This is a genomic window from Paenibacillus cellulositrophicus, from assembly GCF_009363095.1.
In the GTDB taxonomy this organism is placed as follows: domain Bacteria; phylum Bacillota; class Bacilli; order Paenibacillales; family Paenibacillaceae; genus Paenibacillus_AQ; species Paenibacillus_AQ favisporus.
On sequence record NZ_CP045295.1, the window covers coordinates 3,167,319 to 3,190,639 of the forward strand.

The 23,321-nt window shown below is 54.7% G+C and carries 24 protein-coding genes; 11 read left to right on the plus strand and 13 right to left on the minus strand.

Going from position 1 to position 23,321, the window contains the following annotated elements:
- Nucleotides 1-63: 63 nt before the first annotated feature.
- The 6 genes from GCU45_RS14225 to nirB all read right to left on the minus strand — a co-directional run bounded on the left by GCU45_RS14225 (nt 64) and on the right by nirB (nt 6,470).
- Nucleotides 64-1,122 carry a lactonase family protein gene (locus tag GCU45_RS14225; RefSeq protein ID WP_341874559.1) on the minus strand — a complete coding sequence of 353 codons (1,059 nt, stop codon included), beginning with the start codon at nt 1,120-1,122 and terminating at the stop codon, nt 64-66.
- Between the two features lie 216 nt (nt 1,123-1,338).
- Nucleotides 1,339-1,749 carry a DUF4395 domain-containing protein gene (locus GCU45_RS14230; protein ID WP_076172803.1) on the minus strand — a complete coding sequence of 137 codons (411 nt, stop codon included), beginning with the start codon at nt 1,747-1,749 and terminating at the stop codon, nt 1,339-1,341.
- Nucleotides 1,750-2,047: 298 nt separating this feature from the next.
- Nucleotides 2,048-2,815 (minus strand): uroporphyrinogen-III C-methyltransferase, encoded by a 768-nt coding sequence (cobA, locus tag GCU45_RS14235; RefSeq protein ID WP_152399412.1) that lies wholly within the window; start codon nt 2,813-2,815, stop codon nt 2,048-2,050.
- Nucleotides 2,812-3,681, minus strand: a complete 870-nt coding sequence (locus GCU45_RS14240; protein ID WP_152399413.1) for a formate/nitrite transporter family protein — start codon at nt 3,679-3,681, stop codon at nt 2,812-2,814. The genes cobA and GCU45_RS14240 overlap by 4 nt, the downstream gene beginning before the upstream one ends.
- A gap of 23 nt (nt 3,682-3,704) precedes the next feature.
- The gene (gene nirD / locus GCU45_RS14245; protein WP_076172800.1) at nt 3,705-4,022 is read right to left on the minus strand and encodes a nitrite reductase small subunit NirD; all 318 of its coding nucleotides are present in this window, start codon (nt 4,020-4,022) and stop codon (nt 3,705-3,707) included.
- A 12-nt stretch (nt 4,023-4,034) separates the two neighbouring features.
- On the minus strand, nt 4,035-6,470 hold the full coding sequence (nirB, locus tag GCU45_RS14250) for a nitrite reductase large subunit NirB (RefSeq protein ID WP_152399414.1): 2,436 nt from the start codon (nt 6,468-6,470) through the stop codon (nt 4,035-4,037).
- Between the two features lie 344 nt (nt 6,471-6,814).
- Between nirB and GCU45_RS14255 the strand changes: the two genes are divergently transcribed.
- Entirely contained in the window at nt 6,815-7,438 is a 624-nt protein-coding gene (locus tag GCU45_RS14255) for an ANTAR domain-containing response regulator (protein WP_076172798.1), read from the plus strand.
- Nucleotides 7,435-8,469 carry an anthranilate phosphoribosyltransferase gene (locus GCU45_RS14260; protein WP_152399415.1) on the plus strand — a complete coding sequence of 345 codons (1,035 nt, stop codon included), beginning with the start codon at nt 7,435-7,437 and terminating at the stop codon, nt 8,467-8,469. Before GCU45_RS14255 ends, GCU45_RS14260 begins: the two co-directional genes overlap by 4 nt.
- Before the next feature lie 270 nt (nt 8,470-8,739).
- On the opposite strand, the gene GCU45_RS14265 is transcribed toward GCU45_RS14260, so the two are convergent.
- From GCU45_RS14265 to GCU45_RS14275, 3 genes are all read right to left on the minus strand, one after another.
- Nucleotides 8,740-9,018, minus strand: a complete 279-nt coding sequence (locus GCU45_RS14265; RefSeq protein WP_076172796.1) for a DUF2277 domain-containing protein — start codon at nt 9,016-9,018, stop codon at nt 8,740-8,742.
- A gap of 116 nt (nt 9,019-9,134) precedes the next feature.
- Nucleotides 9,135-9,932 carry an N-acyl homoserine lactonase family protein gene (locus tag GCU45_RS14270; protein ID WP_167527140.1) on the minus strand — a complete coding sequence of 266 codons (798 nt, stop codon included), beginning with the start codon at nt 9,930-9,932 and terminating at the stop codon, nt 9,135-9,137.
- 167 nt (nt 9,933-10,099) lie between these two features.
- Nucleotides 10,100-10,537, minus strand: a complete 438-nt coding sequence (locus tag GCU45_RS14275) for an RrF2 family transcriptional regulator (RefSeq protein WP_076172795.1) — start codon at nt 10,535-10,537, stop codon at nt 10,100-10,102.
- A gap of 445 nt (nt 10,538-10,982) precedes the next feature.
- Here GCU45_RS14275 and GCU45_RS14280 point away from each other — a divergent pair, with 445 nt between their 5' ends.
- On the plus strand, nt 10,983-11,951 hold the full coding sequence (locus tag GCU45_RS14280) for a putative RNA methyltransferase (RefSeq protein ID WP_167527141.1): 969 nt from the start codon (nt 10,983-10,985) through the stop codon (nt 11,949-11,951).
- 100 nt (nt 11,952-12,051) lie between these two features.
- Here the strand turns inward: GCU45_RS14280 and GCU45_RS14285 are convergent, their stop codons facing one another.
- Nucleotides 12,052-13,683: a DUF4179 domain-containing protein gene (locus GCU45_RS14285; RefSeq protein WP_152399418.1), complete on the minus strand. Its 1,632-nt coding sequence runs from the start codon at nt 13,681-13,683 to the stop codon at nt 12,052-12,054.
- Entirely contained in the window at nt 13,640-14,236 is a 597-nt protein-coding gene (locus GCU45_RS14290; RefSeq protein WP_145026898.1) for an RNA polymerase sigma factor, read from the minus strand. The genes GCU45_RS14285 and GCU45_RS14290 overlap by 44 nt, the downstream gene beginning before the upstream one ends.
- 597 nt (nt 14,237-14,833) lie before the next feature.
- Here GCU45_RS14290 and GCU45_RS14295 point away from each other — a divergent pair.
- The 5 genes from GCU45_RS14295 to GCU45_RS14315 all read left to right on the plus strand — a co-directional run bounded on the left by GCU45_RS14295 (nt 14,834) and on the right by GCU45_RS14315 (nt 18,865).
- Complete coding sequence (locus GCU45_RS14295) at nt 14,834-15,559, plus strand: MBL fold metallo-hydrolase (protein WP_152399419.1); 726 nt, start codon at nt 14,834-14,836, stop codon at nt 15,557-15,559.
- Nucleotides 15,559-16,125, plus strand: a complete 567-nt coding sequence (locus GCU45_RS14300) for a TetR/AcrR family transcriptional regulator (RefSeq protein ID WP_152399420.1) — start codon at nt 15,559-15,561, stop codon at nt 16,123-16,125. Before GCU45_RS14295 ends, GCU45_RS14300 begins: the two co-directional genes overlap by 1 nt.
- Before the next feature lie 124 nt (nt 16,126-16,249).
- Entirely contained in the window at nt 16,250-16,768 is a 519-nt protein-coding gene (locus GCU45_RS14305; RefSeq protein WP_152399421.1) for a CcdC family protein, read from the plus strand.
- 447 nt (nt 16,769-17,215) lie between these two features.
- Nucleotides 17,216-17,647 (plus strand): helical membrane plugin domain-containing protein, encoded by a 432-nt coding sequence (locus GCU45_RS14310; protein WP_152399422.1) that lies wholly within the window; start codon nt 17,216-17,218, stop codon nt 17,645-17,647.
- 39 nt (nt 17,648-17,686) lie between these two features.
- Complete coding sequence (locus GCU45_RS14315) at nt 17,687-18,865, plus strand: NAD(P)/FAD-dependent oxidoreductase (RefSeq protein ID WP_076172787.1); 1,179 nt, start codon at nt 17,687-17,689, stop codon at nt 18,863-18,865.
- A 96-nt stretch (nt 18,866-18,961) separates the two neighbouring features.
- Here the strand turns inward: GCU45_RS14315 and GCU45_RS14320 are convergent, their stop codons facing one another.
- A complete protein-coding gene (locus tag GCU45_RS14320) occupies nt 18,962-20,836 on the minus strand; it encodes an FUSC family protein (protein ID WP_152399423.1) in 1,875 nt (624 codons plus the stop codon).
- 375 nt (nt 20,837-21,211) lie between these two features.
- Between GCU45_RS14320 and GCU45_RS14325 the strand changes: the two genes are divergently transcribed.
- Both GCU45_RS14325 and GCU45_RS14330 read left to right on the plus strand, forming a co-directional pair.
- A complete protein-coding gene (locus GCU45_RS14325) occupies nt 21,212-21,484 on the plus strand; it encodes a hypothetical protein (RefSeq protein ID WP_076172785.1) in 273 nt (90 codons plus the stop codon).
- A 45-nt stretch (nt 21,485-21,529) separates the two neighbouring features.
- Nucleotides 21,530-22,483 carry an L-lactate dehydrogenase gene (locus GCU45_RS14330; RefSeq protein ID WP_152399424.1) on the plus strand — a complete coding sequence of 318 codons (954 nt, stop codon included), beginning with the start codon at nt 21,530-21,532 and terminating at the stop codon, nt 22,481-22,483.
- A gap of 4 nt (nt 22,484-22,487) precedes the next feature.
- Here GCU45_RS14330 and GCU45_RS14335 read toward each other — a convergent pair whose 3' ends face one another.
- Nucleotides 22,488-22,940, minus strand: a complete 453-nt coding sequence (locus tag GCU45_RS14335) for a hypothetical protein (RefSeq protein WP_152399425.1) — start codon at nt 22,938-22,940, stop codon at nt 22,488-22,490.
- Between the two features lie 93 nt (nt 22,941-23,033).
- Between GCU45_RS14335 and GCU45_RS14340 the strand changes: the two genes are divergently transcribed.
- Nucleotides 23,034-23,309 (plus strand): hypothetical protein, encoded by a 276-nt coding sequence (locus tag GCU45_RS14340; protein ID WP_152399426.1) that lies wholly within the window; start codon nt 23,034-23,036, stop codon nt 23,307-23,309.
- The last annotated feature ends 12 nt before the right edge of the window (nt 23,310-23,321 follow it).

Consider the following 23,321-nt stretch of genomic DNA (forward strand, 5'->3'; position numbering starts at 1 on the left):
AACAAAAAAACCAGGGGAACCATAAAATGGGACCCTGGTTTTTGGTTGTTAAGAAATTATTTGCTATTCGCCCTTCACCCACTGCTGAATGCATACCGGCTTCGGCAGCTCCAGCGCAAAGCCGGTCGGGGTCAAACGCCCGGAATCCGAACCGATTTTGTACGACAGCATATTGCCTGTGTTCTGGTTTGCCGCTATCAGGTATCCCGAAATGATCGCGAAATTGCGCGGAAACTCGCCGCCCGTCGATACCCAATCCACCGGAGTCAGTTCACCGGTCGACTCGTTGATATGGAACAGGACGATGCTGTCATCTCCCCGGTTGGACCCGTACAGAAAACGCCCGCAAGGGGAAATATGGATGTCGGCGCAGAAGCTCTCCCCGGTAAAATCCTCAGGCAGCGTAGATACGTTCTGCAGCACTTTCAATTCCCCGGCCTGCCCATTATAGGCAAACACCGTTACCGTATTGTCGAGCTCGTTAATACCGTACGCCCACTTACCGGACGGATGAAAATCAAAGTGGCGCGGTCCCGCTCCAGGCGTCGTTTTTACTTCCCCGTGGGTCACCAGCTTGCCGTCTTCTAGGCGGTAGAGCACGATTTCATCCAGCCCCAGGTCGCAGACCAGCACAAACCTACCTTCCGGATCCTGAAAAATCGAGTGCGGATGCGGCCCCTCCTGCCGGTCGTCCCGGATGCTGCGCCCGCTGTGCTTGACGATGGAGCTCATCTCCGCCAGCCCGCCGGTTTCGCCGATCCGGAACACATTGATATGCCCGCTGGAATAATTGGACACCATCGCAAACTGCCCGTCCCGGGTCAAGGAGACATAGCAGGGGTCCGCCCCTTCCGTCGGCATCCGGTCCAGCAGATGGAGCTCGCCGGTTTCGTTGTCGATTGAATAGGCGAAGATCTCGCCGCCTCCCGTTTCGCTCACCGCATACAGCCGGTCCCCCGCCGCGTTCAGCGTCAGATACGAGGGATTGGCAATGCCGGGCAGGCCGTTCACGACATCCATTTCTCCGGTTTCCGTGTCGAGGGAACAGAGGAAAATCCCCTTTTCCGCCTCAGGGGCGTATGTACCTGTATAGAAGAAGCTTTTATTTTCCGGGTTCACCATTCACCACTCCTTGTCCATTCAAAAATAGGATCCTCATCTGAATTCATTATAGATTCATTTCTGTAGTTCATTCTATATATTACCCTATTTTATTCTCGGCGACTGCCTACGGCTGATGAAGAAGAGGCGCAGCAAAAAGGCGCTCCTGCGAGCGCCTAGATAGTATGGAAATAAACGGACCGGCAGGCGGTCACTTTCCCTGTATATTAAACCCGTTTATGAATGAATCCGTCTTCTCGCCTTAAACTGCTTGTATTGAAAATACACCGTACAGCCGATGCAGTAACCGCACAGCGCCACGAATGCCGCCAGAAACAGCATCGCCGCAAAAATATACCCGAACACCGGCAGCTGCAGCGCAAAAAAGAGCAGCGACAGCGTCAGGAAAAGCACGGCCAGCACATTGTTGAACCGCTGCAGTTCCAGTGCCTGAGTCGGTTTGCCTTGGACACGCAGAAACGGTTTGGCCAGGAGCACGAACGCATTTTTTCCTGTTAGCAGCCCAAGCACCTGAATGATCCATAGTGCCAGCAAAATGTACGGCTGGTTGAACACGGCGGTCAGGATCACAAACAGCACGATGCCGGTCTGATTCGCTTTGACATAGGGTTCCGGAATTTCCTTCATCGGGGTTCACCGTCCTTTAAAGAAGAGATTGGGGTCTTTGACCTTACTATAGAATATTAATCCGATGAGTACAATAGGAATAAAATGCGATGTGGTTCACGTAATTAATCTTTTATAATCTAAAACGTTTACCGACTCCAATGAAAAAAGGCCCTGCGTCGCGGCAGAGCCCTTCTGATCGTGAAGCTTACTTGATCTCAATTTTAAAATCCTGCAGGATTAATCCGCCGGGATAATCGGCCAGCCGCTGGTTTAGACCGGCCCCCTTCGGTTGTCCCTTCTCACGGCTTTCCTAAAGTTACCCGATCCGCTCCTCAGCCTCCTCGGCCAGGCGGAGCAGCTGCTCCCGCACATGCACCACCTCGCCGAAAATGAGCAAGGCCGGGTTTTTGACGTGCATGAGGGAAGCCAGTTTGTGGATGCTGCCCACCGTGCCGGTAATGACCCGCTCCTGCTCGCTCGTCCCCTGCTCGACGATCGCAGCCGGGGCCGAATGCGGCCGGCCGTGAGCGATCAGCTCGCGGCAGATATCGGCCATGCCGGCGACACCCATGTACACGACCAGGGTGTCGACGCCCTGGGCAAGCAGGTCCCAGCGGGGACCCTGCTCCCGGCCGGCACTGCTCGAGCCGCTGACGAAGGCGACCGAGGCGCTCCGCCCGCGGTGGGTCAGCGGGATACCCGCCGACGAGGCGGCGCCGATCGCCGAGGTCACGCCCGGCACAAACTCGAACGGGATGCCGCGCAGCGCCATCTCCTGTGCCTCTTCGCCGCCGCGGCCAAAGATCAGCGGATCGCCGCCTTTCAGCCGCACGACCTGTTTGCCCTTCATGGCGAACGCGGCGAGCTGCTCATGGATTTCCGCCTGCGGCACCGCATGCTGTCCCGGCGCCTTGCCGACGTAGACGAGCGCCGCGCCTTTCTTCGCATACCCAAGCAGTTCCTTGTTCACCAGGCGGTCATACAAGATGACATCCGCCTCCTGGATCCGCCGGAGCGCCTTTACCGTAATGAGCTCCGGATCACCGGGACCGGCGCCGACGATAGACACCATGCCCGGCTTCATCGGCCGCGTTCGGCAGACACAGCCGCCGCCTCCATGGAGCCGCGGGCTCCGGCCGATCCGATCGCACTCGGCTTGCTTTTGCTAAACCCGCGGATGGACACGTAATACGCTACGCCCGTAAACAAAGCGCCGCCAATGAAGTTGCCGATCAGCACGGGGATCTGGTTCCACAGCCACCAATCGGCAAAGCTGACGTTGGCGCCCAGCATCATCCCGGCCGGAATGACGAACATATTGACGACGGCATGCTCGAATCCCTGGCCGAAGAAGATGAGAATCGGCAGCCACATCGCTGCGATTTTGCCAGCGGTAGACTTGGACGTAAACGCCATGACCACGCCCAGCGTCACCATCCAGTTGCACAGCATCGCCTTGATCACGATCAGCAGCAGGCCTTCGCCGCCGAGCTCCTTATAGGCCAGCGTCTTTGCTTCGCTCGTCTTGATGATCGTCTGGACAAGCGGGCTGCTCATGTCGTGCCCCATTTTGGTAATGGTCAGGCCGTACAGCACCGCATAGACCAGGCAGCCGATCACATGGCCGAGGATGACCCAGCCATAATTGCCAAGCATGGAACGGACCGAGGCCTTTTTCTGCAGCACCGCCAGCGGAATGAGCGCAAAGCTCCCCGTTACCAGCTCCAGCCCGAGCAGCACGATAATCACAAAGCCTACGGGAAAAATAAGCGCACCGGCCATCGGAATATTCGTTTGGGATGAAGCGGTAAAGGCCAGCGTCGTGGCAGAGGCCAGAATCGCCCCCGCGAGCATGCTGCGCACCAGCATTTGCCCCGGACTCAGCTTCGTTTTGTTCGCGCCTCCCTCAATCATGTCATTTAGAACTTCGCCTGGTTTTACATAATCCATCGGCTGCTCCTCCTCCCTCTCGCTTAAGATTCCGTCAGGCAATAAATCGCCCCGCTTACCGGATCCACCTCAACCTCATAGGTGCTGACCTTGCCGGTATCCGGCTCCTGCACGCAACCGCTGCGCAGGTCGATTTTCCAGTCGTGCAGCGGACAATGCACATCCTTGCCGCACACCATGCCTTCGGAGAGCTTTCCTCCTTTGTGCGGGCACTTGTTCTCCACCGCCAAAATATCCCCATCGCTTAAGCGGAACAAGGCAATCTCCGTCCCCTCCAGCACCACCGTCCGCGATCCTTTCGGATCGATTTCCGCTATATTTCCGATCAGATGCTTAACCATCCCGTTCCCCCCTTAGTTCTTCACAGGCTCTGCATTCGGCAGAGGTTCAAAATTTTTACGGAGTTCCTTGTCGGACAAAATCTCCTTCCACGGATCCTTCTGCGTGCTGAGCGCCAGCTTCAGCCGCGCATGGAGAGCCTCACGGTCTTCCTTCTTCTCCAGCGCCTTCTTTACGCTGTCCAGCCCGATCCGCTCAATCCAGACCGAAGTCCGTTCATTCCACTGCGCATGCTCGCGGTAATATTGAATAAAGGCACTCGCCCATTCGACCACTTCATCCTCCGTCTTCACGACGCAGAGCAGCTCGGTTGCCCGCACATGCACGCCGCCGTTGCCGCCGACATGCAGCTCCCAGCCGCCATCGATGGCGACCACGCCGAAATCCTTAATCGTCGCTTCCGCGCAGTTCCGCGGACATCCCGATACGGCCAGCTTCACCTTGGCCGGTGTACTCAGACGTTCCAGCTCTTTTTCAAGCCGGATGCCCATGCCGATGGAGTCCTGGGTACCGAACCGGCAAAAGGTTGAACCGACGCAGGTTTTCACCGTGCGGAGCGCTTTGCCGTATGCATAGCCTGAAGGCATGTCGAGCTCCTCCCACATTTTCGGGAGATCCTCCTTTTTGACGCCAAGCAGGTCGATCCGCTGCCCTCCGGTGATCTTGACCATCGGCACGTCGAATTTCTCGGCGACCTCGGCGATTTTCTTCAGCTCTGACGGGGAAGTGACACCGCCGTAAATCCGCGGCACTACGGAATAGGTTCCGTCCTTCTGAATGTTCCCGTGGTATCTCTCGTTGGTGAACCGGGATTCTTTTTCATCCTTATAAGACTCGGGGAACAGCATGCCCAAATAGTAGTTCAGCGACGGACGGCATTTGGAGCAGCCTTCGGGATTGTTCCAGCCCAGCACGTTCATCACTTCTTTAATGGACTTCAGTCCCATCCGGGAGATTTCTGCGACGATTTCGTCCCGGTTCAGCGTTGTGCAGCCGCAAATGCCTTCTTTGACCGGCTCTCCTGCTGCATCGCCCGCGTAGAGCTGAACCAGGCCCTCGACGAGCGGTTTGCAGCCGCCGCAGGATCCGGACGCCTTGGTGCAGGCTTTGACCGAGGATACAGTCGTGCAATTTTTGTTCAGGATCGCGTCCTTGATCGTCTCTTTGGTGACGCCGTTGCAGCCGCAGATGATTTCGTCATCCGGCAGACTGGCCAGCCGTTCTTCCGGCGATACGGAAGCTCCCGCGCCGACGGCGAAGCCGAGCAGCAGCTCCTTTTCCCGGCCCTTGACCGATTCCCGGCTTTTCATCAGCGAGAACAGCTTGGAGCCGTCGCCTGTGTCCCCGAACAGGACGGCGCCGACAAGCCGATCGTCGTGGATGACGATCTTTTTATACACGCCCTCTACTTCATCTTGGTAGCGCAAAGCCCTGGTGCCCTCCGGTTCGGCAAAATGCCCCGCGGAGAATACATCTACGCCCGACACTTTCAATTTGGTGGAAGTCACGGAGCCGGCATAACCGGCGGTTTCCACGCCCGCGAGCCGTTTGGCGAGCACAGCCCCTTGTTCATATAGGGGAGCGACCAGTCCGTAGGCGATGCCCCGATGCTCCGCGCACTCACCGACAGCATAGATGCCGGGAATGTTCGTTTCCATATAATCGTTGACGACGATGCCCCGGTTGACCTCAATTCCGGCGGACTTCGCCAAGGCCACATTCGGCCGGATGCCGACCGCCATAACGATTAAATCGGCGTCGACCCGGGTTCCGTCGGTGAAGCGAAGCTCCTTGACCCGCTTGCGCCCCATAATGGACTCGGAATGCTTGCTCAGCAGAAACGTCATCCCTTGGGCTTCCAGCTCCCGCTGCAGCATCCGCGATGCGGTTTCGTCCAGCTGACGCTCCATTAAATAAGGATGGATATGGACGACCGAGACGTCCATGCCGAGGTGCAGCAGCCCTCTCGCCGCTTCGAGCCCCAGCAGTCCGCCGCCGATGATCACAGCTTTTTTATGCTTTTTAGACGTCTCCATCATCATTTCGCAGTCCTTGATATCCCGGAAGGCGATGACCCCTTCCTTATCTGCGCCCGGAAGCGGGAGCATGAACGGATTGGAGCCCGTCGCCATAATCAGCACGTCATATTTCGCCTCTGCACCTTGATCGGAGTAAACGACGCGGTTTTTCGTATCGATTCGGGTCACCATGTGCCCGGCATATAGTTGAATCCGGTTCTCTTTGTACCAGTCCCAGTCGTTGATCACAATTTCCTGAATATCCGCACCGCCCGTAAGGACCGATGACAGCATGATCCGATTGTAGTTGGGATAAGGCTCCGCCCCGAAAATCGTGATTTCGTACGCATCCGGCGCCAGCTTCAGCAGATGCTCCAGCGCCCTTACCCCCGCCATCCCGTTACCGACCATGACCAGCTTTTTCGTCGCCATGTCTCTTCCGCTCCCCTCAATAGTCCAATCTTCTGAATCTTGTACCAAAAACCAGAAAAGCCCGCCTTCGGGCCCCGGGCAGAGTGGACACACTCTGGTTCAGGAGTCGAAAGCAGGCTTCATTGCCGCTATAAAGGATACACCGTTGTATCCGGCTGTTATCAAGTTCTTGATGGAAATATACACTACCTCGCGAATGTTTGTCAACATATTTAACATGAGAAAACCATTTCGATTTGGTTATCGACATGTCACCTTATTTTATGTTATATAAATTAACATACAAATCTGTTGCACTCATCTTAAACTCTGACTGGACTGAATTAAGAAGGGAGCGTCTATGCATGCGTTCATTGCTGGTTATCCACCGCCAGACCCCTCCTTCAGAGCGAAGTGATTCAGATAGCAGGACGCTTCTGCCGGAGTACATCCTTCGTTCCTACGGGTACCAAGTCCATCTAGCGCGCAATGAGGAGCAGGCGATCGCCGGAATCGGAGATGCGGACGGTGCGGTGCTTCATCTTCCCGTCTCCGAGATCAAGGCTTGGTGCGGCAAGCTCGAGAAACACAAACAAACGCCGGTTCTTTGGTGGTGCAGCGATACGGCCGCTTCCATGTCCCTCGAGGCATGTGAGGATGATGTTATTATTGACGGGCTTTTATTTCCGACCATGAAAGCGCACGAGCTGCATTGGTCGCTGCATTTCAGCTCCGCCCACTTTTATGAGCGGCAGCAGTGGAAGAACGAGCGCAAGCAGCTTCTCGCCCGCATTGAGGAACGAAAGTGGATCGATATGGCCAAGGGGATTCTGTGCGAACTCAAAAATATATCGGAATCCGAAGCCTATGACGTCCTGCGCAAGCAGGCGATGAATGAACGGAAACGGATGGTGGACGTCGCGACCTCCATCGTCAAGCTGTATCAGCTGCTTCAGGAATCCGGTTCGGGAGGTGCCAAGAAATCATGATCCATTTATTAAAAGAAGTCGGACGGGGCAAGCGAGGCGCCCGTGACCTGACCTATGAGGAAGCCCTCCAGGCGGCTGAAGCGATCCTCGGTTTAACGGCCACGCCCGCCCAGATCGGGGCGTTTTTTATCGCCGAACGCATCAAAATGGAAAGCGTAGAAGAGCTGGAAGCCTTCGTGTCGGTCCTGCGCAAACACGCCGCCCGTTCGGACCTTCCGCAGGGCATCGACTGCGCCGGCCCGTATGATGGGCGAAAATCGTCCTTTATGTCCACGATTGCCACCTCGTTTGTGCTGGCTGCCGCCGGGCTGCCTGTCACCCTGCACGGGTCGGCGTCCCTTCCGCCGAAGTGGGGGATGACGCTGGCCGATGTTTTTGCCGCAATGGGTATTTCCGATCCGTCGCTGTCCAGGGAGCTGTGCCTGGAAGCAGCGCGCCAGACGGGCGTACTGTACGCCCATGCCGAGACTTGGTGCCCGCCGCTGGCGAAGCTTCGCCCCATTCGCGAGGAGCTCGGCATGCGGACCGTGCTCAACACGGCCGAGAAATTTGCGGATTACGGGCACTCCCCTTTCTTAACGTTCGGGGTGTACCATAACACGGTTTTTGACCGGCTCGGCCGGCTCATCATGAACCTCGGCTATGAGCGGGCCATGATTATCCAGGGAAGCGAAGGCTCGGATGAGCTGTACATCCACCGCCCGACGCGAACCTACCGGATCGAACACGGGGAGGCTTCGCTCCAGATCATCGATCCGGAGAGCTTTGGCCTGGATACGCCGCTGCCGGAGGTCGACTGGACGCCAGCCGAGCAGGCGGCGGTCACCGGCCAGGTGCTGCAGGGCAAGGGCAATATGGCTTTTATGTATCAGGTGCTGCTGAACGCGGCAGTGCGCCTGCATCTGGCGGATCGGGTGCAATCTGTTGAGGAAGGCCTGTATACGGGCAAGGCACTGCTGGAATCCGGCAAGCCGCGGGAGCTGTACAAAAAGTGGCAGGCGGTGCTTAAAAACCAGCCGTTAACGGTCTGAATCCCCTGTCTTCCTGCTGTCGGTAGAGGCAGAACAAAGAACGTCCCGGAAAGTTCCGGGGCGTTCTTCGGTTTGTCTCCAGCTTGTCTTTGATTTGTCTTCGGTGCGGCGTCGGTCTACATGGCGGGCTCACTTTGCTTTAGCCGGGACCGGCCTTGCCTCAGATCATGAGGTTTGGCGTAGCCTATGGCTTCATTGCGCCGCCTGTCCAAGAAGGCGTCCATTAGCGGATCAACGCCGCCTACTACATCGCACTGCCTAGCCCGCCGCTTACGCCTCTGCCGTTCCGAACCGCTTGGCCGACCGCTCTTTCGCCTTCTGAGCCTCGATCTCGCGGTCACGGGGACTGGAGTTTGTAACCAGGGAGTCCAGCAGCTTCCTGGATGCCGCAGCGACCTCCGCTATCGCCAGATTAAAAGCTTCCTCATTCGCCTTCGACGGGCTCTGGAAGCCTGACAGCTTGCGCACATACTGCAGGGATGCAGCCTGAATCTCTTCATCGGTAGCCGGCGGATCAAAATTAAACAGCGTTTTGATATTTCTGCACATAGCCCTTCTCCTTTGGAATGTTTTTCGAATGCGTTTTATGTCCAATATAACGCACCTGCTGCCGTTTTCCAAGAAAAGGGATACGCTCTCCTGCATCAAGTCTGTTTCCCGGACTTTTAAAACCGCATAGGAATCGGCTTCGCCTCATGATGGGCCAGCGCCGCAACGCAGTCCTCTCTCCCGGCAAAATCCCGCACCCACTGCAGCGATTTCATCGCCTGATCCGGATCCGATGTAATCCCCGGCAGAATCATCTCCTGCCAGGATCTTTCCGCATACCCAGCATCGGAAGCCAGGAGCAGCCATCCTTTCTCTACTTTGGCCAAAATAGACAAATGTCCTGGCGTATGTCCCGGGGTATGAACCAGATACAGCAAGCCGTCGCCGAATACATCCAGACCCGCTTGATACGGGCCGTAGGGAATCGGCTCGAGAGCAAACGGAGTTACGGGCACTTCCCGGTGCCACGCCTCCTGGCTCACGGCCGCAAACTCCCATTCCGGCTGGCTGACGAGAAAACGACCCGCACCCTTCAGCAGCCCAAGGCCGCTGATATGATCGACGTCCAGATGGCTGATGACAACAAGATCAATATCCCTCGGGGTAAGCCCGCGAGTCTGCAGCTGTTCCCTGACAGAGCTGCCGGCAGGCAAATCGTATTCGATGAACTGCCATAAATCGCTGCCCAGGTGCTGCTCCGGCCGGGTTCGTATATCCTCATGCCATCCGGCATCGACGACAACGCGCAGTCCACTGGGGTGCTCAATCAAATAGCTGGACAGCGGGACCTCGGACTGGAAGGATTCGCCCCGCTGATTCACCGGAGGTATGCTGTCCAGTTCCTTAAATGCGAGCGAGCGGTCATATTTCAATCGGCCTGTATGCAGCACCTCTACCTTAACAAAATCGTTCATGCTAACTCCCCTTCCTAGATCGGTTAACAGCATTATGCAGCGTTCCCTTCATTTCGTGAAGACGGCACTTTTTAGTGATATACGAACCCGAAGGTTCGTGCTGAACTCCAGGAACAGCACAAAAAAGCCCGGCTTACGCCGGACTTCATGTCGTTCCATTCTGTTCATCACGTGGGGTTTGCCGCGCTGCCCGCTTCCTCGATCTGCTTAATGACATCCGTCAGCGTAATGCCATCCAGATACCGCTCCAGCGCGGCCTCTCCGCCGCTGTATATCTGATCCATAATTCCCTCGATATTGGAAGCCACTTCGCAAGGCAGCTCCTCTCCGCCTGAACACCAGCTCGGCTTCAAGGATCCTCTTGCAAGCAGACGGTACAAATCACCCAATGTGACCTTCTCGGTGCCTGGATTCAGCAAATAGCCTCCGCCGACACCTTCCTTGGTCGTTACATACCCCTGTTTGCGCAGCAGTCCAAGCACTTTCCGAATCCGTGCCGGATGCGTGCAGACACTCTTGGCAATCTCTTCACTGTTAGCCATTCGTTCTTCTTTCAAGCTAAGAAGGGTTAAACAATGGACGGCAATGTTGAACTCACTATTCATTTTCGCTCCCCCTTATTACTGTAATTATATGGTTTACAGTTGCTTGTGTCAACCGGATTGCCAGGGTTTGGAACGTTTTCCGCTGAAAAATAAATAAAGGAGGTTAACGAGACTGCCGGAGCTGTTTTTCCTCCGGACCAGTATGCTTAGTTTGACTTAATTCCCCTTGGATTAAACCTCCTCTCCTGACAGATCCAGCGATCGTTTTCCCGGCTTTGAAAAGTTTGTTATACTAAAGCGGGATCCTGTCCTTTAGATCTAAGGCTGCAGGCTCCCTAAATCCTGCGTGAAAGAGGTTGTGTAAACCATGATCATTCAATTTATTCGTTACCGTTAATGTAAGGTACAGATAACAAAAGCCCCGTTTTTTAAAAAATACTGACGAGGGTTTATTTGTCTGTGCCTTTTTCATTCAAACGGAATACGAATGAATGGGGTGTTTTTGGTGCACAACGCTAAATTAACCGTGCTCGCCGGACTGATATCCCGGCACGAGCACCTGTTTCGCTGTCCGATCTGTTCCCGCCCATTGAAAATGGACGGATCGCGCAGCATGATTTGCGGCAGTCGGCATTGTTTTGATTTGTCCAAGGACGGTTACATCAACTTGATTCCGCACGCCGTGCGGTCCAAATACAACAAAGACCTGTTTACTTCACGGCGGGAAACCAGCCGCCACGGCTTGTTTGACCCGCTGATCGATGCGATTCGCAAGAAAATTGATGATATGGCTTCATCTAGATCAGAGGAGCTCCGCATTTTGGATGCGGGATGCGGCGAGGGCTCCCATTTGGCGGCGATTCTGTCTGCCCTGCAGAAGCCGGATGCTCCAGACATCCTGGGCGTGGGCGTGGATATCGCCAAAGAAGGGATTCGCCTGGCCGCCAAATCGGGTGCACCGGCGATCTGGTGTGCGGCCGACCTGGCCGGCAGCCCGTTTGCCGACCGGCAGTTCGACGTCATCCTGAACATCTTGTCTCCGGCGAACTACCAGGAGTTCCAGCGCCTAATCCGGGATGATGGCCTGGTAATCAAAGTCATCCCGGGGAGCCGATATCTGCAGGAAATCCGTGCCTTGTTCCAAGGTGAGGCTCCAAACCGGCCGTCTCCGGCCGAGGAGTTTACCGACGGATACACAATCGACCGCCCGTCTCCTGCTGCCGACAGAACCACCCGACGGCTCGTTCCTGTTACCGGACGTACCGCTGAATTATTCGGCAGGAATTTTGCCAGCGTGGATGTTCAGCATGTGGAATACAACATGCTCGTCGCCGGAGAAGCTTTGGAGCATCTTCTGCGCATGACCCCGCTCTCCTGGGGCGTGCCGGAAGCAGCGATTCAAAAGGCTGCCGGGCAAGGCCCCCTGCGTGTCACCTTTGATTATGTAATGTTATGCGGCGGAATGAACGAATAAGTGATCGGTCATATCGACATCAAAGCCCCTATCGGCCAGCAGCGGCCGGTAGGGGCTTTTTTCATACAAAGATTCGGTTATGGGGTGGACGGAGAAATCGTCATGGAGCTTCCCAATAATCCTCCGGATTCACGTTTTCCAGCCCCTTGATCGGCTCGCCCTTCGGCAGGTCGAAGGACCAATTGACGTTGGTGTACCACTTGTCGGTGACCTTGCGGATGAGGGTCGCTTTTTCGGGGAGGGTTGTTAAGCCTTCGACGATGAAGCCGGGGTCGCCGTTGACGTCCTGAAACTCGTTCAATCCTCCATAAGAGCCCCTAAAGCTTGCGGGAAATTCCCTACCTGATTTTTCGTCTCTCATCACCCATTCGTCATAGGAAAACATATTTCTGAATTTTCCTTCCACCTGAAGCAAACCAACCATTTCTTTCTCGAGCGAATTCGGATCTTTGCCAATCTTCATGCTGCTGATCGTTAATGAATCCCCTTGCCCTTTAAACTCTACAGGCTTCAAAGACAATTCAAGAGGATGAAATTGCACCGAATCGTCACTTATCACAGGAATGGAATACCCGTCCAAAACAAACCTTACCTTCTCGCGGTCATAGGGAAGATACTTAAACGTGTAGTACCAGTGAAGCGTATCTCCATCCAACTGAGGCTGTTGGGCAATCAACGTTTCCCTATGCGGACTTCTATGGTTATTGACGCTTGAAAAGTCATTTCCATTCTTATCCTCAAAATGGTACATGAGTAGCATATTCTCCAAACCTGATTCCGGGACAAGCTTAGCCAGCTTCCCATCTAATGAAGTAGATAGCTCCAGCCGTACAGCACTTGGCGTTCGAACCAGCCGTTCCATCTTAACGTGTAATCCATCTGGTGTAGTATACTGCTGATCCAATAGCGTTACTTTGGTCAGTTCATTCGCTTTTTTCATATCCAGGGAAAATTTGAAGTTCCAATTCCCCTTAACGACCTTATGGGAAAACAGCTTCCGCCCAATTTGGGTGATCTTCCCCTCCACGGTGAGCGTATCGGATTTAACTCCGTCCGGGAAAAGTGACGAAACATTTTCAATTACGGCGGATCCCCCTAAAGAATAAAGCTTTGCCACTTCTTTGCCTTCGGTATCCTTAACTGTAACTTGGCTCCAGTCTACCTTGTTTACCACTGGCTTCCCATTCGGGTCGGTAATTTTGACTCCCATCATAATCCTCGCCGCATCCACAACAACTTCATTAATTTCTAATGTATATCCTTTGTCCTTTACTTTGATATGCGGATTTTGGACAAGTCCGAGTGTTTGAGAGTCCAACAGCCCAATATCCGTATTGTCCCTCGCAAATATCGACCTCACCCAATCCGCTATCGAAGGCTGGGCGTAAACCGTCAGTGCGGCGGCGACGATCAGTAAGCAGGCTGCGGCCAGAGCGGCCCGGCGAATGAAGGGAGAACGTCTCTTTTTTCTCAACAAAATCGTGTCCGGCTCGTTCTCCTCAACTGCAGGCTCAATCGGGACATCAGCCAGGGAAGCCATCACCTGTCGGGTGAAATCATCCGTCAACTGCTCCGGGTACAGCGCTTGGCTCCAGGCCTCCTGCTCCTGTCGGACTTCTGCCATCAATGCCTGACAGCGAGAGCAGTTCTGCACATGAATAGTTAACCCAGCCCCAGCAGACGCTTCTTCAAGAATGAACTCTTCCATCTGAGCACGATTCAAGCATTTCACGGCTGATCCCCTCCTTTCCTTTCAGCTTTTTTTGCAGCTGCTTTCTGGCCCGGTGCAGCCGGTTGCGAACCTGATCCACTGTCAGGCCCGTGACGCTGCCGATTTCGTCATAGCTCAGCTCATTTGTGTACCGCAGCAAAAACACCAGACGGTATTGTTCAGGCAGTTCCCGAACTAACTGCAAAGCCTCCTGCCGAGTTTCCTTGCGAAGGAGAGCCCTCTCGGGCGTGTTCTCATCCCGTACCGCCTGGTACGCTTCTTCCTCCGGGGCCTGCGGAAACGACTTTCGCCTTCCCGCATCCCGCAGCACATTCACCGCGATCGTATACAGCCAGGACGCAAAGCTCGATTCCAGGCGGTAGCTGGCCAGCTTGCGGTACGCCTTGACAAAAGCCTCCTGCGTATAATCCTGGGCATCCTGATGACCCGCCCCCATACTCCGTAGCAGACCATATATTTTGTTTTTATGCGCATCGACCAACTCGGCAAAGACTTCCTTGCGCCCCGCCAACACCTGCTCGATCAGCATGCTTTCCCGTTTCGGGTCTATCATGACGATCCTCCCTGCTTTAATAGCCATCTGAAACTATAGACGGCATACGAGGACGAATGCTCTCACTTTCTGGAAAAAACATCTGCCCATCGGTCGAACAGATGCCAAAGTGGATTGTCCCAACTCTATCCGACTACCCGATCAGGCGCAAAAAAAGTCCGCCACACTGAACATCACAGCGGCGGACCCGAGAGGGATTTTCGGAGTCAAAATCCCCATAAACACAAAAAAATGAGCCCTTCAGCGAAGGAGCTCCAAATCAGATTAGACATATGAAAGGGTTTACAATAGGTATTATAGTATAAATCTTCCTGATTGAAAACGCTTTTTTATCCTTTAATTTCATTTTATCTCATGCGTACTGTGTATCGTATATCTCTTGTACCTCATATCTCGTCTTACCTTCATGTCCTCATATCCTCATGTCCTCATATCCTCATGTCCTAGATTCTACAAGTTTCTCATTACATGTTTCTTCATTAACATGATTACCAAGCCATTCCCGTTTCTCCGCCAATTATTTTTAAATTGGGTATTGCAAAAACTAACGTCATTAGTTATTATACTAATATGATTAGTTTTGAGGAGGAGTTATCCATGAAAATGACGACCGTTCAGCAAGTAACCCAGGTTGCTTTTATGCCCCGCTTGTTTCCCATTAATGTGTATCTCGTTGAAGAAGAAGACGGGTTGACCCTAATCGATGCCGGCATGCCTTTTAGCATAAAAGGCATCCAGCAAGCCGCCGCCCGCCTAGGCAAACCGATCGTAAGGATCGTTCTGACGCATGCGCATGGCGACCATATCGGGGCATTCGACCTGCTGAAGGCGGCTCTTCCTCAAGTGACGACTTATATTTCCCGCCGCGACAGCCGCCTCCTTGCAGGCAGCAAGGAGCTCGAGCCCGGCGAGCCGCAGGAGCAGGTCCGCGGAGACATCCCCGCCCCGGGCAAGGTCACCACGAAGCCTGACGTGCTGCTGGAAGACGGAGACCGCATCGGGTCGCTGCTGGCCGTCGCCTCCCCCGGGCACACGCCGGGACATATGGCGTTCTACGACACGCGCAGCGGCGTCCTCATCGCGGGCGACGCCTTTCAGACCCGCGCTGCCCTGGCCGTATCCGGCCATATGCAGCCGCTGTTCCCTTTCCCGGCGATGGCCACCTGGAGCAAGGCGACCTCCATCGCCAGCGCCAAACGACTCGCCGGTTTGAATCCAACCTGGCTGGCGGTCGGCCACGGCAAAATGATTCCGCAGCCGACCGATAAGATGGCTGTCGCCATTTCCCGGGCCGAGGAGGCCCTGAAGAAGGGGGCGGTCTAATGGTGCGCCGCATGGGGCTTGACCGCGAAACCCTGCTGGTTGCTGCGGCCGAACTGGCCGATGAAGCCGGATTGGATAACCTGACGCTGTCCGCTTTGGCCCAGAAGCTCGGCGTCCGTTCCCCTTCCCTGTACAACCATGTGAACGGACTGCCGGACCTGCGCAGCGCGCTTGCCGCTTACTGCATACAGCATCTCGTCGATTTGATGCGCGACGCGGTCATCGGCAAATCGGGCGAGGAAGCGATTCTGAGCTTGAGCACAAGCTATTTGACATTTGCCCGCCAGCGCCCCGGCCTCTATGAGGCCTTTTACAAAATCGAGGCGTCGGATTCCCCGGAAACCGCAAAGCTGGGTGAGCAGCTGTTGAGCATCTTTATCCGGGTTCTCGAACCCTACGGTCTCGGGGAACAGAACACATTGCATACGATCCGCGGTCTGCGGAGCCTCCTGCACGGCTTCGCCTCCCTGGAACAGAACAATGGCTTTCAGATGAAGCTGGATTTTGACGAGAGCCTGCATTTTGTTATGAAAGCCTTTCTGAAAGGACTGGAATCCGGCGCATAACCGCCCGGCAGGCTTGCCCTCAAGGCCCGGTAAAGATGTCATATGACGTTCAAGTTTACTTCTCTATTTGTGTGATATACTATTAGATGTGATAAATTATATTGACAAGAGGGGAGTCCTTGACGTGCCTCATATCAGTCCCTTGTATTTGCAAATTGGAACGACCGTGGGGACGTTGGTTTTGGCCCTGATGACCATATTCATCCGTCTCAAGGCGAGCCACAGACCCGTTACGATAAAGAAAATACTAATTCCGCCGATGGGCATGGCGACCGGTTTTCTGATGTTCGTCGCCCCGGCTGTGAGAATCCCGCTGTGGTGGGCGCTCATCGCCTTTTTAGTCGGCTGGTTCCTGTTCTCCTATCCGCTGATACGCAGCACCAAATTTGAAGTAAGCGGAGGACAGGTCTTTGCACAGCGCTCCAAGAGCTTTATCATTATTCTCTTCGCCCTGCTGGCTGTCCGCATGCTGCTGCACCAGGTGATTGAGGAATATGTATCGATTCCGCAGACCGGCGCCCTGTTCTTCATTCTGGCCTTTGGCATGATCCTCCGCTGGCGGATTTTCATGCTGAGACAGTACCGGAAGTATGCGCCCGCTGCCGTAGATCCGGTATCCGATCCCTTAAATCCGGCGGAATGATCCCATGATCGATACTAAGCCAAATAACGTCTTCCACGCAGGGTTTCCTGCCCGGGGCAAACGATAAGCCAATTTCCTTGATAAGGAGATTGGCTTTTTTGATATCAGAAGATTTCCTCAAAAAATAAACCCGCCAATGCATAGCGCCAGGCCGTTTGGAAAATGCTTAAAACGAATGAAATAAGCGGGTCCGCTGCGCTGGACGCCCGGCCTGCAAGCTCTTTTCCAATCGATGGCGGCGATACCATGTATATTTTTTCACATTTCTTTCGTAAAGTGGTCCTTTTTACGATCATTTATGTTAACATTAGGAGGACGATAGTGACTAGGCCTTTTCGGACGGAAAAGGTCTTGTGGCTTGTAGATACTCCTTCGAAGGGAGTCTATGAGCTCCTTTTCATTATAAAAATACTTAAGCACAACTGCTTACGCAAAGGAGAAATGGACATGTCAGAAGCAATTTCTGAACAAGAGACACAAAACGTGTCTGTCGGCAAGGAACAAAACGACGTGCTGGACCAGCTGCTCAAACCTGAGGTGCAGGAATCCCTTACGATTCTGGTCGACCAGCTTCCAAAGCTGACTGAGCTTGTGAATCTATTGACAAAGTCTTATGACTTCGCTCAAACCGTCGCTACCGACAAAGTGCTGAAGAGCGACACCGTCGGCGCGATCACCGAAATTGTGGAGCCTGTGAAGCATTCGGTGAAGAACATCGCCGCTAATGTCATCGAAGCGAAAGACCGCGCTGAAGACAGCAACGAAGTGATCGGTCTTTTTGGTCTGCTTAAAATGCTGAAGGATCCGCAAGCTCAAAAAATCTTCCGGTTCCTGAACGCTTACCTTCAAATCTCTGCGGAAAAAGCAAAACAACAATAATCTTTTATACATCTAACCAGTAAGGACGGAGGAAAAACCATGTCAAAACATATTGTCATTTTGGGTGCCGGTTACGGCGGCTTGCTTGCCGCTCTGACCGTACGCAAATATATGAACAAAGATCAAGCACGGGTTACGGTCGTGAACCAATACCCTACGCACCAAATCATTACCGAGCTGCACCGTCTGGCTGCAGGCAGCATTGCTGAGAAAGCGATCGCTATGCCGCTCGAAAAACTGTTCAAGGGCAAAGAAGTCGACCTGAAGATCGCAACGGTCAACTCTTTCTCCGTAGACAGCAAAGAAATCAAACTTTCCGACGGTTCCAGCCTGTCTTACGACGCTTTGGTTGTCGCACTCGGAAGTAAAACGGCTTACTTCGGCATTCCAGGGCTCGAGCAGTACAGCTTCGTGCTGAAGTCTGCTGAAGACGCGCTGAACATTCATAAGCACATCGAAGACCGCATTCGCGAATACTCCAAAACCAAAAACGAAGCTGACGCAACGATTCTCATCGGCGGCGGCGGCTTGACCGGCGTTGAGCTTGTCGGCGAAATCGCTGATATCATGCCTGGTCTGGCTAAAAAATACGGCGTAAATCCAGCCGAAGTGAAGCTGCTTCTGGTTGAAGCCGGCCCTAAAATCCTGCCTGTGCTGCCTGATCACCTCATCGAGCGCGCGCAAAGCAGTCTGGAAAAACGCGGCGTAACCTTCCTGACAGGATTGCCTGTAACAAACGTGGAAGGCAACGTGGTTGACCTGAAAGACGGTCAAAAGATCGTAACCAACACCTTCGTATGGACAGGCGGCGTGCAAGGCAACCCGCTCGTAGGCGAATCCGGCCTCGAAGTAAACCGCGGACGCGCTACCGTCAACGAATTCCTGCAGTCCACTTCCCATCCGGACGTGTTTGTGGCTGGGGACAGCGCCGTTGTATTTGATCCAAGCGGACGTCCACAACCGCCAACCGCGCAAATCGCTTGGCAAATGGGCGAGCTGATCGGTTACAACCTGTATGCCCTGCTCGAAAACCATGCGTTCGAAACATTTGCTCCGGTGAACTCCGGTACGCTTGCAAGCCTTGGCCGTAAAGATGCCGTGGCTACCATCGGCGAAAGCAACACGTCCCTCAAAGGTCTGCCTGCATCCCTGATGAAGGAAGCAAGTAACATCCGTTACCTGTCCCACATCAAAGCTCTCTACACGTTGGCTTACTAATCTGTAAACCATCGTTTGACGCATTAAACCAAACAGCCCTCTTTCCAAGGCATTTGCCATGGAAGAGGGCTGTTTTTTGTTGGGATTGGTGCCCGCTCACCTGCCGTTCAGCGCATGCCGGAGATCGGCGAGCTCCTGCCCGATATCCGGCACCAGCGGCAGCTCCAGCCCGTCGGTTCCCTCTGGCCCCTCTTCCGTCTCCCGCCGCTGCTCTGCGGACTGGGCCATTTTCTCGAGATGGAGCAGCACCGCTCCCAGCTCCTGGTCGGGCAGAACGGGCCGGAGGGCGCTCAGCGCGTAGGAGTTCAGCACGTACCCGAACTGATCCAGCGACCAGATGACGGGCAGCAGCTTTTCCAGCTCCTCCTCGCTGCGCGGAATCTCGCCGAGCGCGGTCTGGTACACCGTCCTCAGATTGGACAGGTGCCGCCGCATGGAGCGCTGCTGGAGGATGAGGCTCAGCTTCGCTGTGGCACTCGCAGGCTGCCGAATGAACAGCAGCGCCAGAAACTGCGCCTGGCTGCGGATCGTCCGGCCGAGAAGGTACGGAATCCGGCTGGAAGCCGAGCGGCTGCCGACCAGCAGCACGCCGATCAGGCCGATGACGCTGCCGACGAGCACGTCGGTCAGCCTGGCGCCGGCAAAGTAGCCGAAGTTATGTATCCGGGTATTGGTCTCCGCCATCAGCAGCGCGTTGGGCGTGATGAACAGCATGGCCAGGGCGTAGTTACGCACGATCAGCAGTTCCGTAAAAAAGGTGAACAGCATGATCGCTATGGATACGACGAAGTCCTCCGGGTGGGTCCACAATATCGCGCTCGCGATGAGGATGCCGAGTATCGTTCCGAGGGATCGCTGAATCGCCCGGTGAAAGGTCGCGATAACGGTGGCGCCGAGCATCACCGAAGCACAGGAGAGCGGCACCCAGTAGGACCGGTTCAGCTGAAACGCATACGCGGCAGCGGCAGCCACCATCAAAATGACACCGAACCGGATCGCCTGCAGAAATACGATCGAGTCCTTATCCAAATTGCCCTCTAGGATGCTCCACACCGGCGTGCGGGTCAGCTTGCGGCGGTCCTGCTCCCCCTCGGGTTCCGCATCGCTAAAAATAGCATCCAGCTGCCCAACAAGGTTCCTCAGATCCCGGATGCGGGGATCCGGGCCGTCCGGCAGCGGCGTTTGAACCCATGCATCCGGCTGCCCGCACGCTTCCCCTGCCCTTCTGACCGCGGCGCTGAGCTCAGGCGGCAGCTTCTCCCCCACGGCCAACGGAATTTTGTCCGTAATCAGATAAATGTGGTGCGCAAGCGAGTACATCCGCGACAACCGGCGCGGTGTTGCGTCGCTTCGCCGATCGAACCCGCCTGTCGCGAGTGTGGTTTCCGCGCTGTACATGGACAGCAGCGTTTGATGCCGGGCCCGGCTGTATTCCCGGGTACCCGCACCATCCAATAGGGAGCCCAGGTCGAGATACAGCTGGCGGACGGCGCCGATTTCGGGACCGTGCGGCCGAAGCAGCCAGCCGGCCATGGCAAAGCACCAGGCCAGCATTCCGCCTAGAAACACCAAGCCGCCGCGGAGGAACGCCTGGGAAGGATCGGGCGGCATCCCCGTGGCCAGCGTGAAGCTGAGCACGAAGAATAACGCCCCCGGACCTTTAAACTTCAGCACGCCGAACAGGTAGGACGCCGCTGCCCCGATGCAGCCCAGAACAAAGGCGGCAAGGAGCGGGTAAGGAGCCAGCAGCGTTCCAGCTGCCACAGAGAACGTCAGGCCCAGGGCGGCAAACAGAATTTTTTTAGCCCTTAACGCATACGGCTCGCTCGCCACGTATAGATAGGCGAATCCGCCTGTTCCTGCCAGCATCCCGTACGAAAATTGGCCAAGCCAAAATCCGATCAGGGATGGCAGGCCAATGCACAAGCCGGCGCATAAAGCCCGGTTCCACGGGAGCGCAACCTTCTTCACCTCAAAGGCTTGTTTGAGGGTACGCGATAAAAACCGGTGCTGCTTTTTCGTTACCCCAACTTGGATCCCTCCTTCCCCACCTGATCATGCCAAAAGAGCAGCCCTACACTTGTAAGGCCGCTCCCGGTTTACCATGTACTATATTTATTGCCAACCGTAATCCGCAATATGCTGAGAACGGCTTGTATCGCCGCACACTTTTGATGTCTTCTCCCATTGATCAGGGTACGAAAAAAAAGGACGCCCTGCGACCGAAACCTTCCACTCCGCGTGAGGAGCGAATAGCCCAAGCCCGATTTTCCATAAAATAATATGATTCCACGATTCAAAGTGCCGCTTCAAAATTACCCCAGGGCACAGGGCAGGAGGAAAGGAATGAAGAAGGACCTAGGGCGCCCCAGGCGGCGTTCCGAGTTTACGGTTTGGGTCGTGTCCCGATCCGATGTGTTTACGTTTGTGGTCTACGAAATTATTCTCAGCTCTGCGGTGTATGCCGGCCTCAAGCGGGCCAACGGGCATGAGCTGATCGCCATACTGGGAAGTTCGGTCAGCACGACCATGTGTAAAAGGTGGGTTCGCCTGGATGCGCTGGCCTGGTGGAGGCGCGGGCGGGAGCTCCATATTGTTCCCTGGCCAAATCGCCCTTAGGGTAATTTAAAAGAATTCTAGCTCACGGAGAAGAAGGTGGCGGAAATGAAAAGAAGAAAGCGCAGGGTCGCCATCGTCGGCTCGGGCATGGTCGGTGCAACTGCAGCCTATTCCATGATCAACCAATCGATCTGCGACGAGATCATGATGGTCGACCGCACTTATGACCGCGCGCTGGCACAGGCGCTCGACTTGTCGCACTGCATTGATTTTACGCATACGCGCACTTCGGTTTACGCTGGAACATACGCGGACTGTTCGGATATGGACGTCGTAATATTGACGGCAGGAGCTAATCCGAAGCCGGGCCAGACCCGGCTGGATGTGCTTGAAGAGGCGGTACTTATCACCCGGCAGATCGTTACGCCGATTTTGAAGAGCAGCTTTGAGGGCATATTCATCACCGCGGCCAATCCGGTCGATATCGTCACCTATCTGATCCGGCAGTTGTCGGGCTTTCCACGGCACCGGGTTATCGGCACCGGAACGTCCATCGACTCTTCGCGCCTCAAAACGCTGCTGTCGGACATCTTTTCGATCGATCCCCGCAGTGTTCACGGGTATGCTCTGGGTGAACACGGCGAGTCCCAGTTCGTCGCCTGGTCGCATGTCACGATTGGCGGCAAACCGGTTCTGGACATTCTCTCACAACACAAGGAGCGCTTTAAGCACGTGGACCTGACGGACATCGCCCGAAAAACGAAGGACGCCGGCTGGGAGATCTACACTCGCAAAGGATCTACTCATTTTGGCATCGGTAGTGCCATTGCCCACATCACCCGCTCGGTGCTGAACGATGAGCATAAAATAATCGCCGTGTCAGCCATCCTCGAGGGAGAATACGGCGAACACGGCGTGTGTACCGGCGTCCCGGCGATTATTCACAGCGACGGGATCCAAGAAATTATCGAGCTGAATCTGAATGAAGATGAGCGCGGGCTGTTTGCCGCGTCCTGTGGCGTCATCCGCAGCAATTTGGATAAGCTGAATCTGGTCTAGCCGGCTACATCCACCGGATAAAAAATCTCTGTTCCACGGGGATGGTATGCTCCTCCGCCCATTGGAGAAGCTCTGGCTCGCCAGCGGGCTGACGGGGCTGCAGGACAAAGCACAGCTTCATCGGCACGATCCGCCGCTGCTTCAGCTTGATTCCATACCAGCGCTCGTTGATCCACACGCCCTGAATGTCCGCAGCGGATACTTCCTTGCCTTCCAGAACAAGCTTTCCCGGTTCGAGCAGCAGTGACTTGGGTTTGCCTGCTGAGCGAAAGAGTGCAACCGTAATGGCCCCGGCAATAAATAGAAGCAGCAATATATTCATGACGTAAATACTTATTTTAAAATTGTCATTCAACGAATTAACAATTAACATTTGAATCGTAATGGCTAGAATCACAACCATGCTGATCAAAAATTTTGCCCGCAGCGGATATTTAATGGCAAGCTGGGAACGCATGGGCTGCCCCCTTTCCGTGTGTTATTTTACATATTATGGGACGCAAGCTATACTGCTATCATACATCACTTTTCTGGAAAGGGGGCAGCCCGCGTGAATTTCGCCTTGATCGGTTTGGCTGCTGTCTTGATGGTGTTGTTTTGGTCCGCTCTAGTGATCGGGGGTATCAAGCTCCTGTTCAGCAAGGGATTAAAACGCAGGCTGGACCCGTTTATCCTGTTGTCACTCATTCTTGGACTGGCTGCCGTCGCCCGGATCGTCCAATGCTGGATTTACGGCCAACCTATGCCCGCAAGTCTCATCATGCTTTTCGTTTCCATCCTTCTGGTCGGGTCATCGCGGCGGCGTTACTTGAAAAACCAGCTTTAAGTTTTCACCATC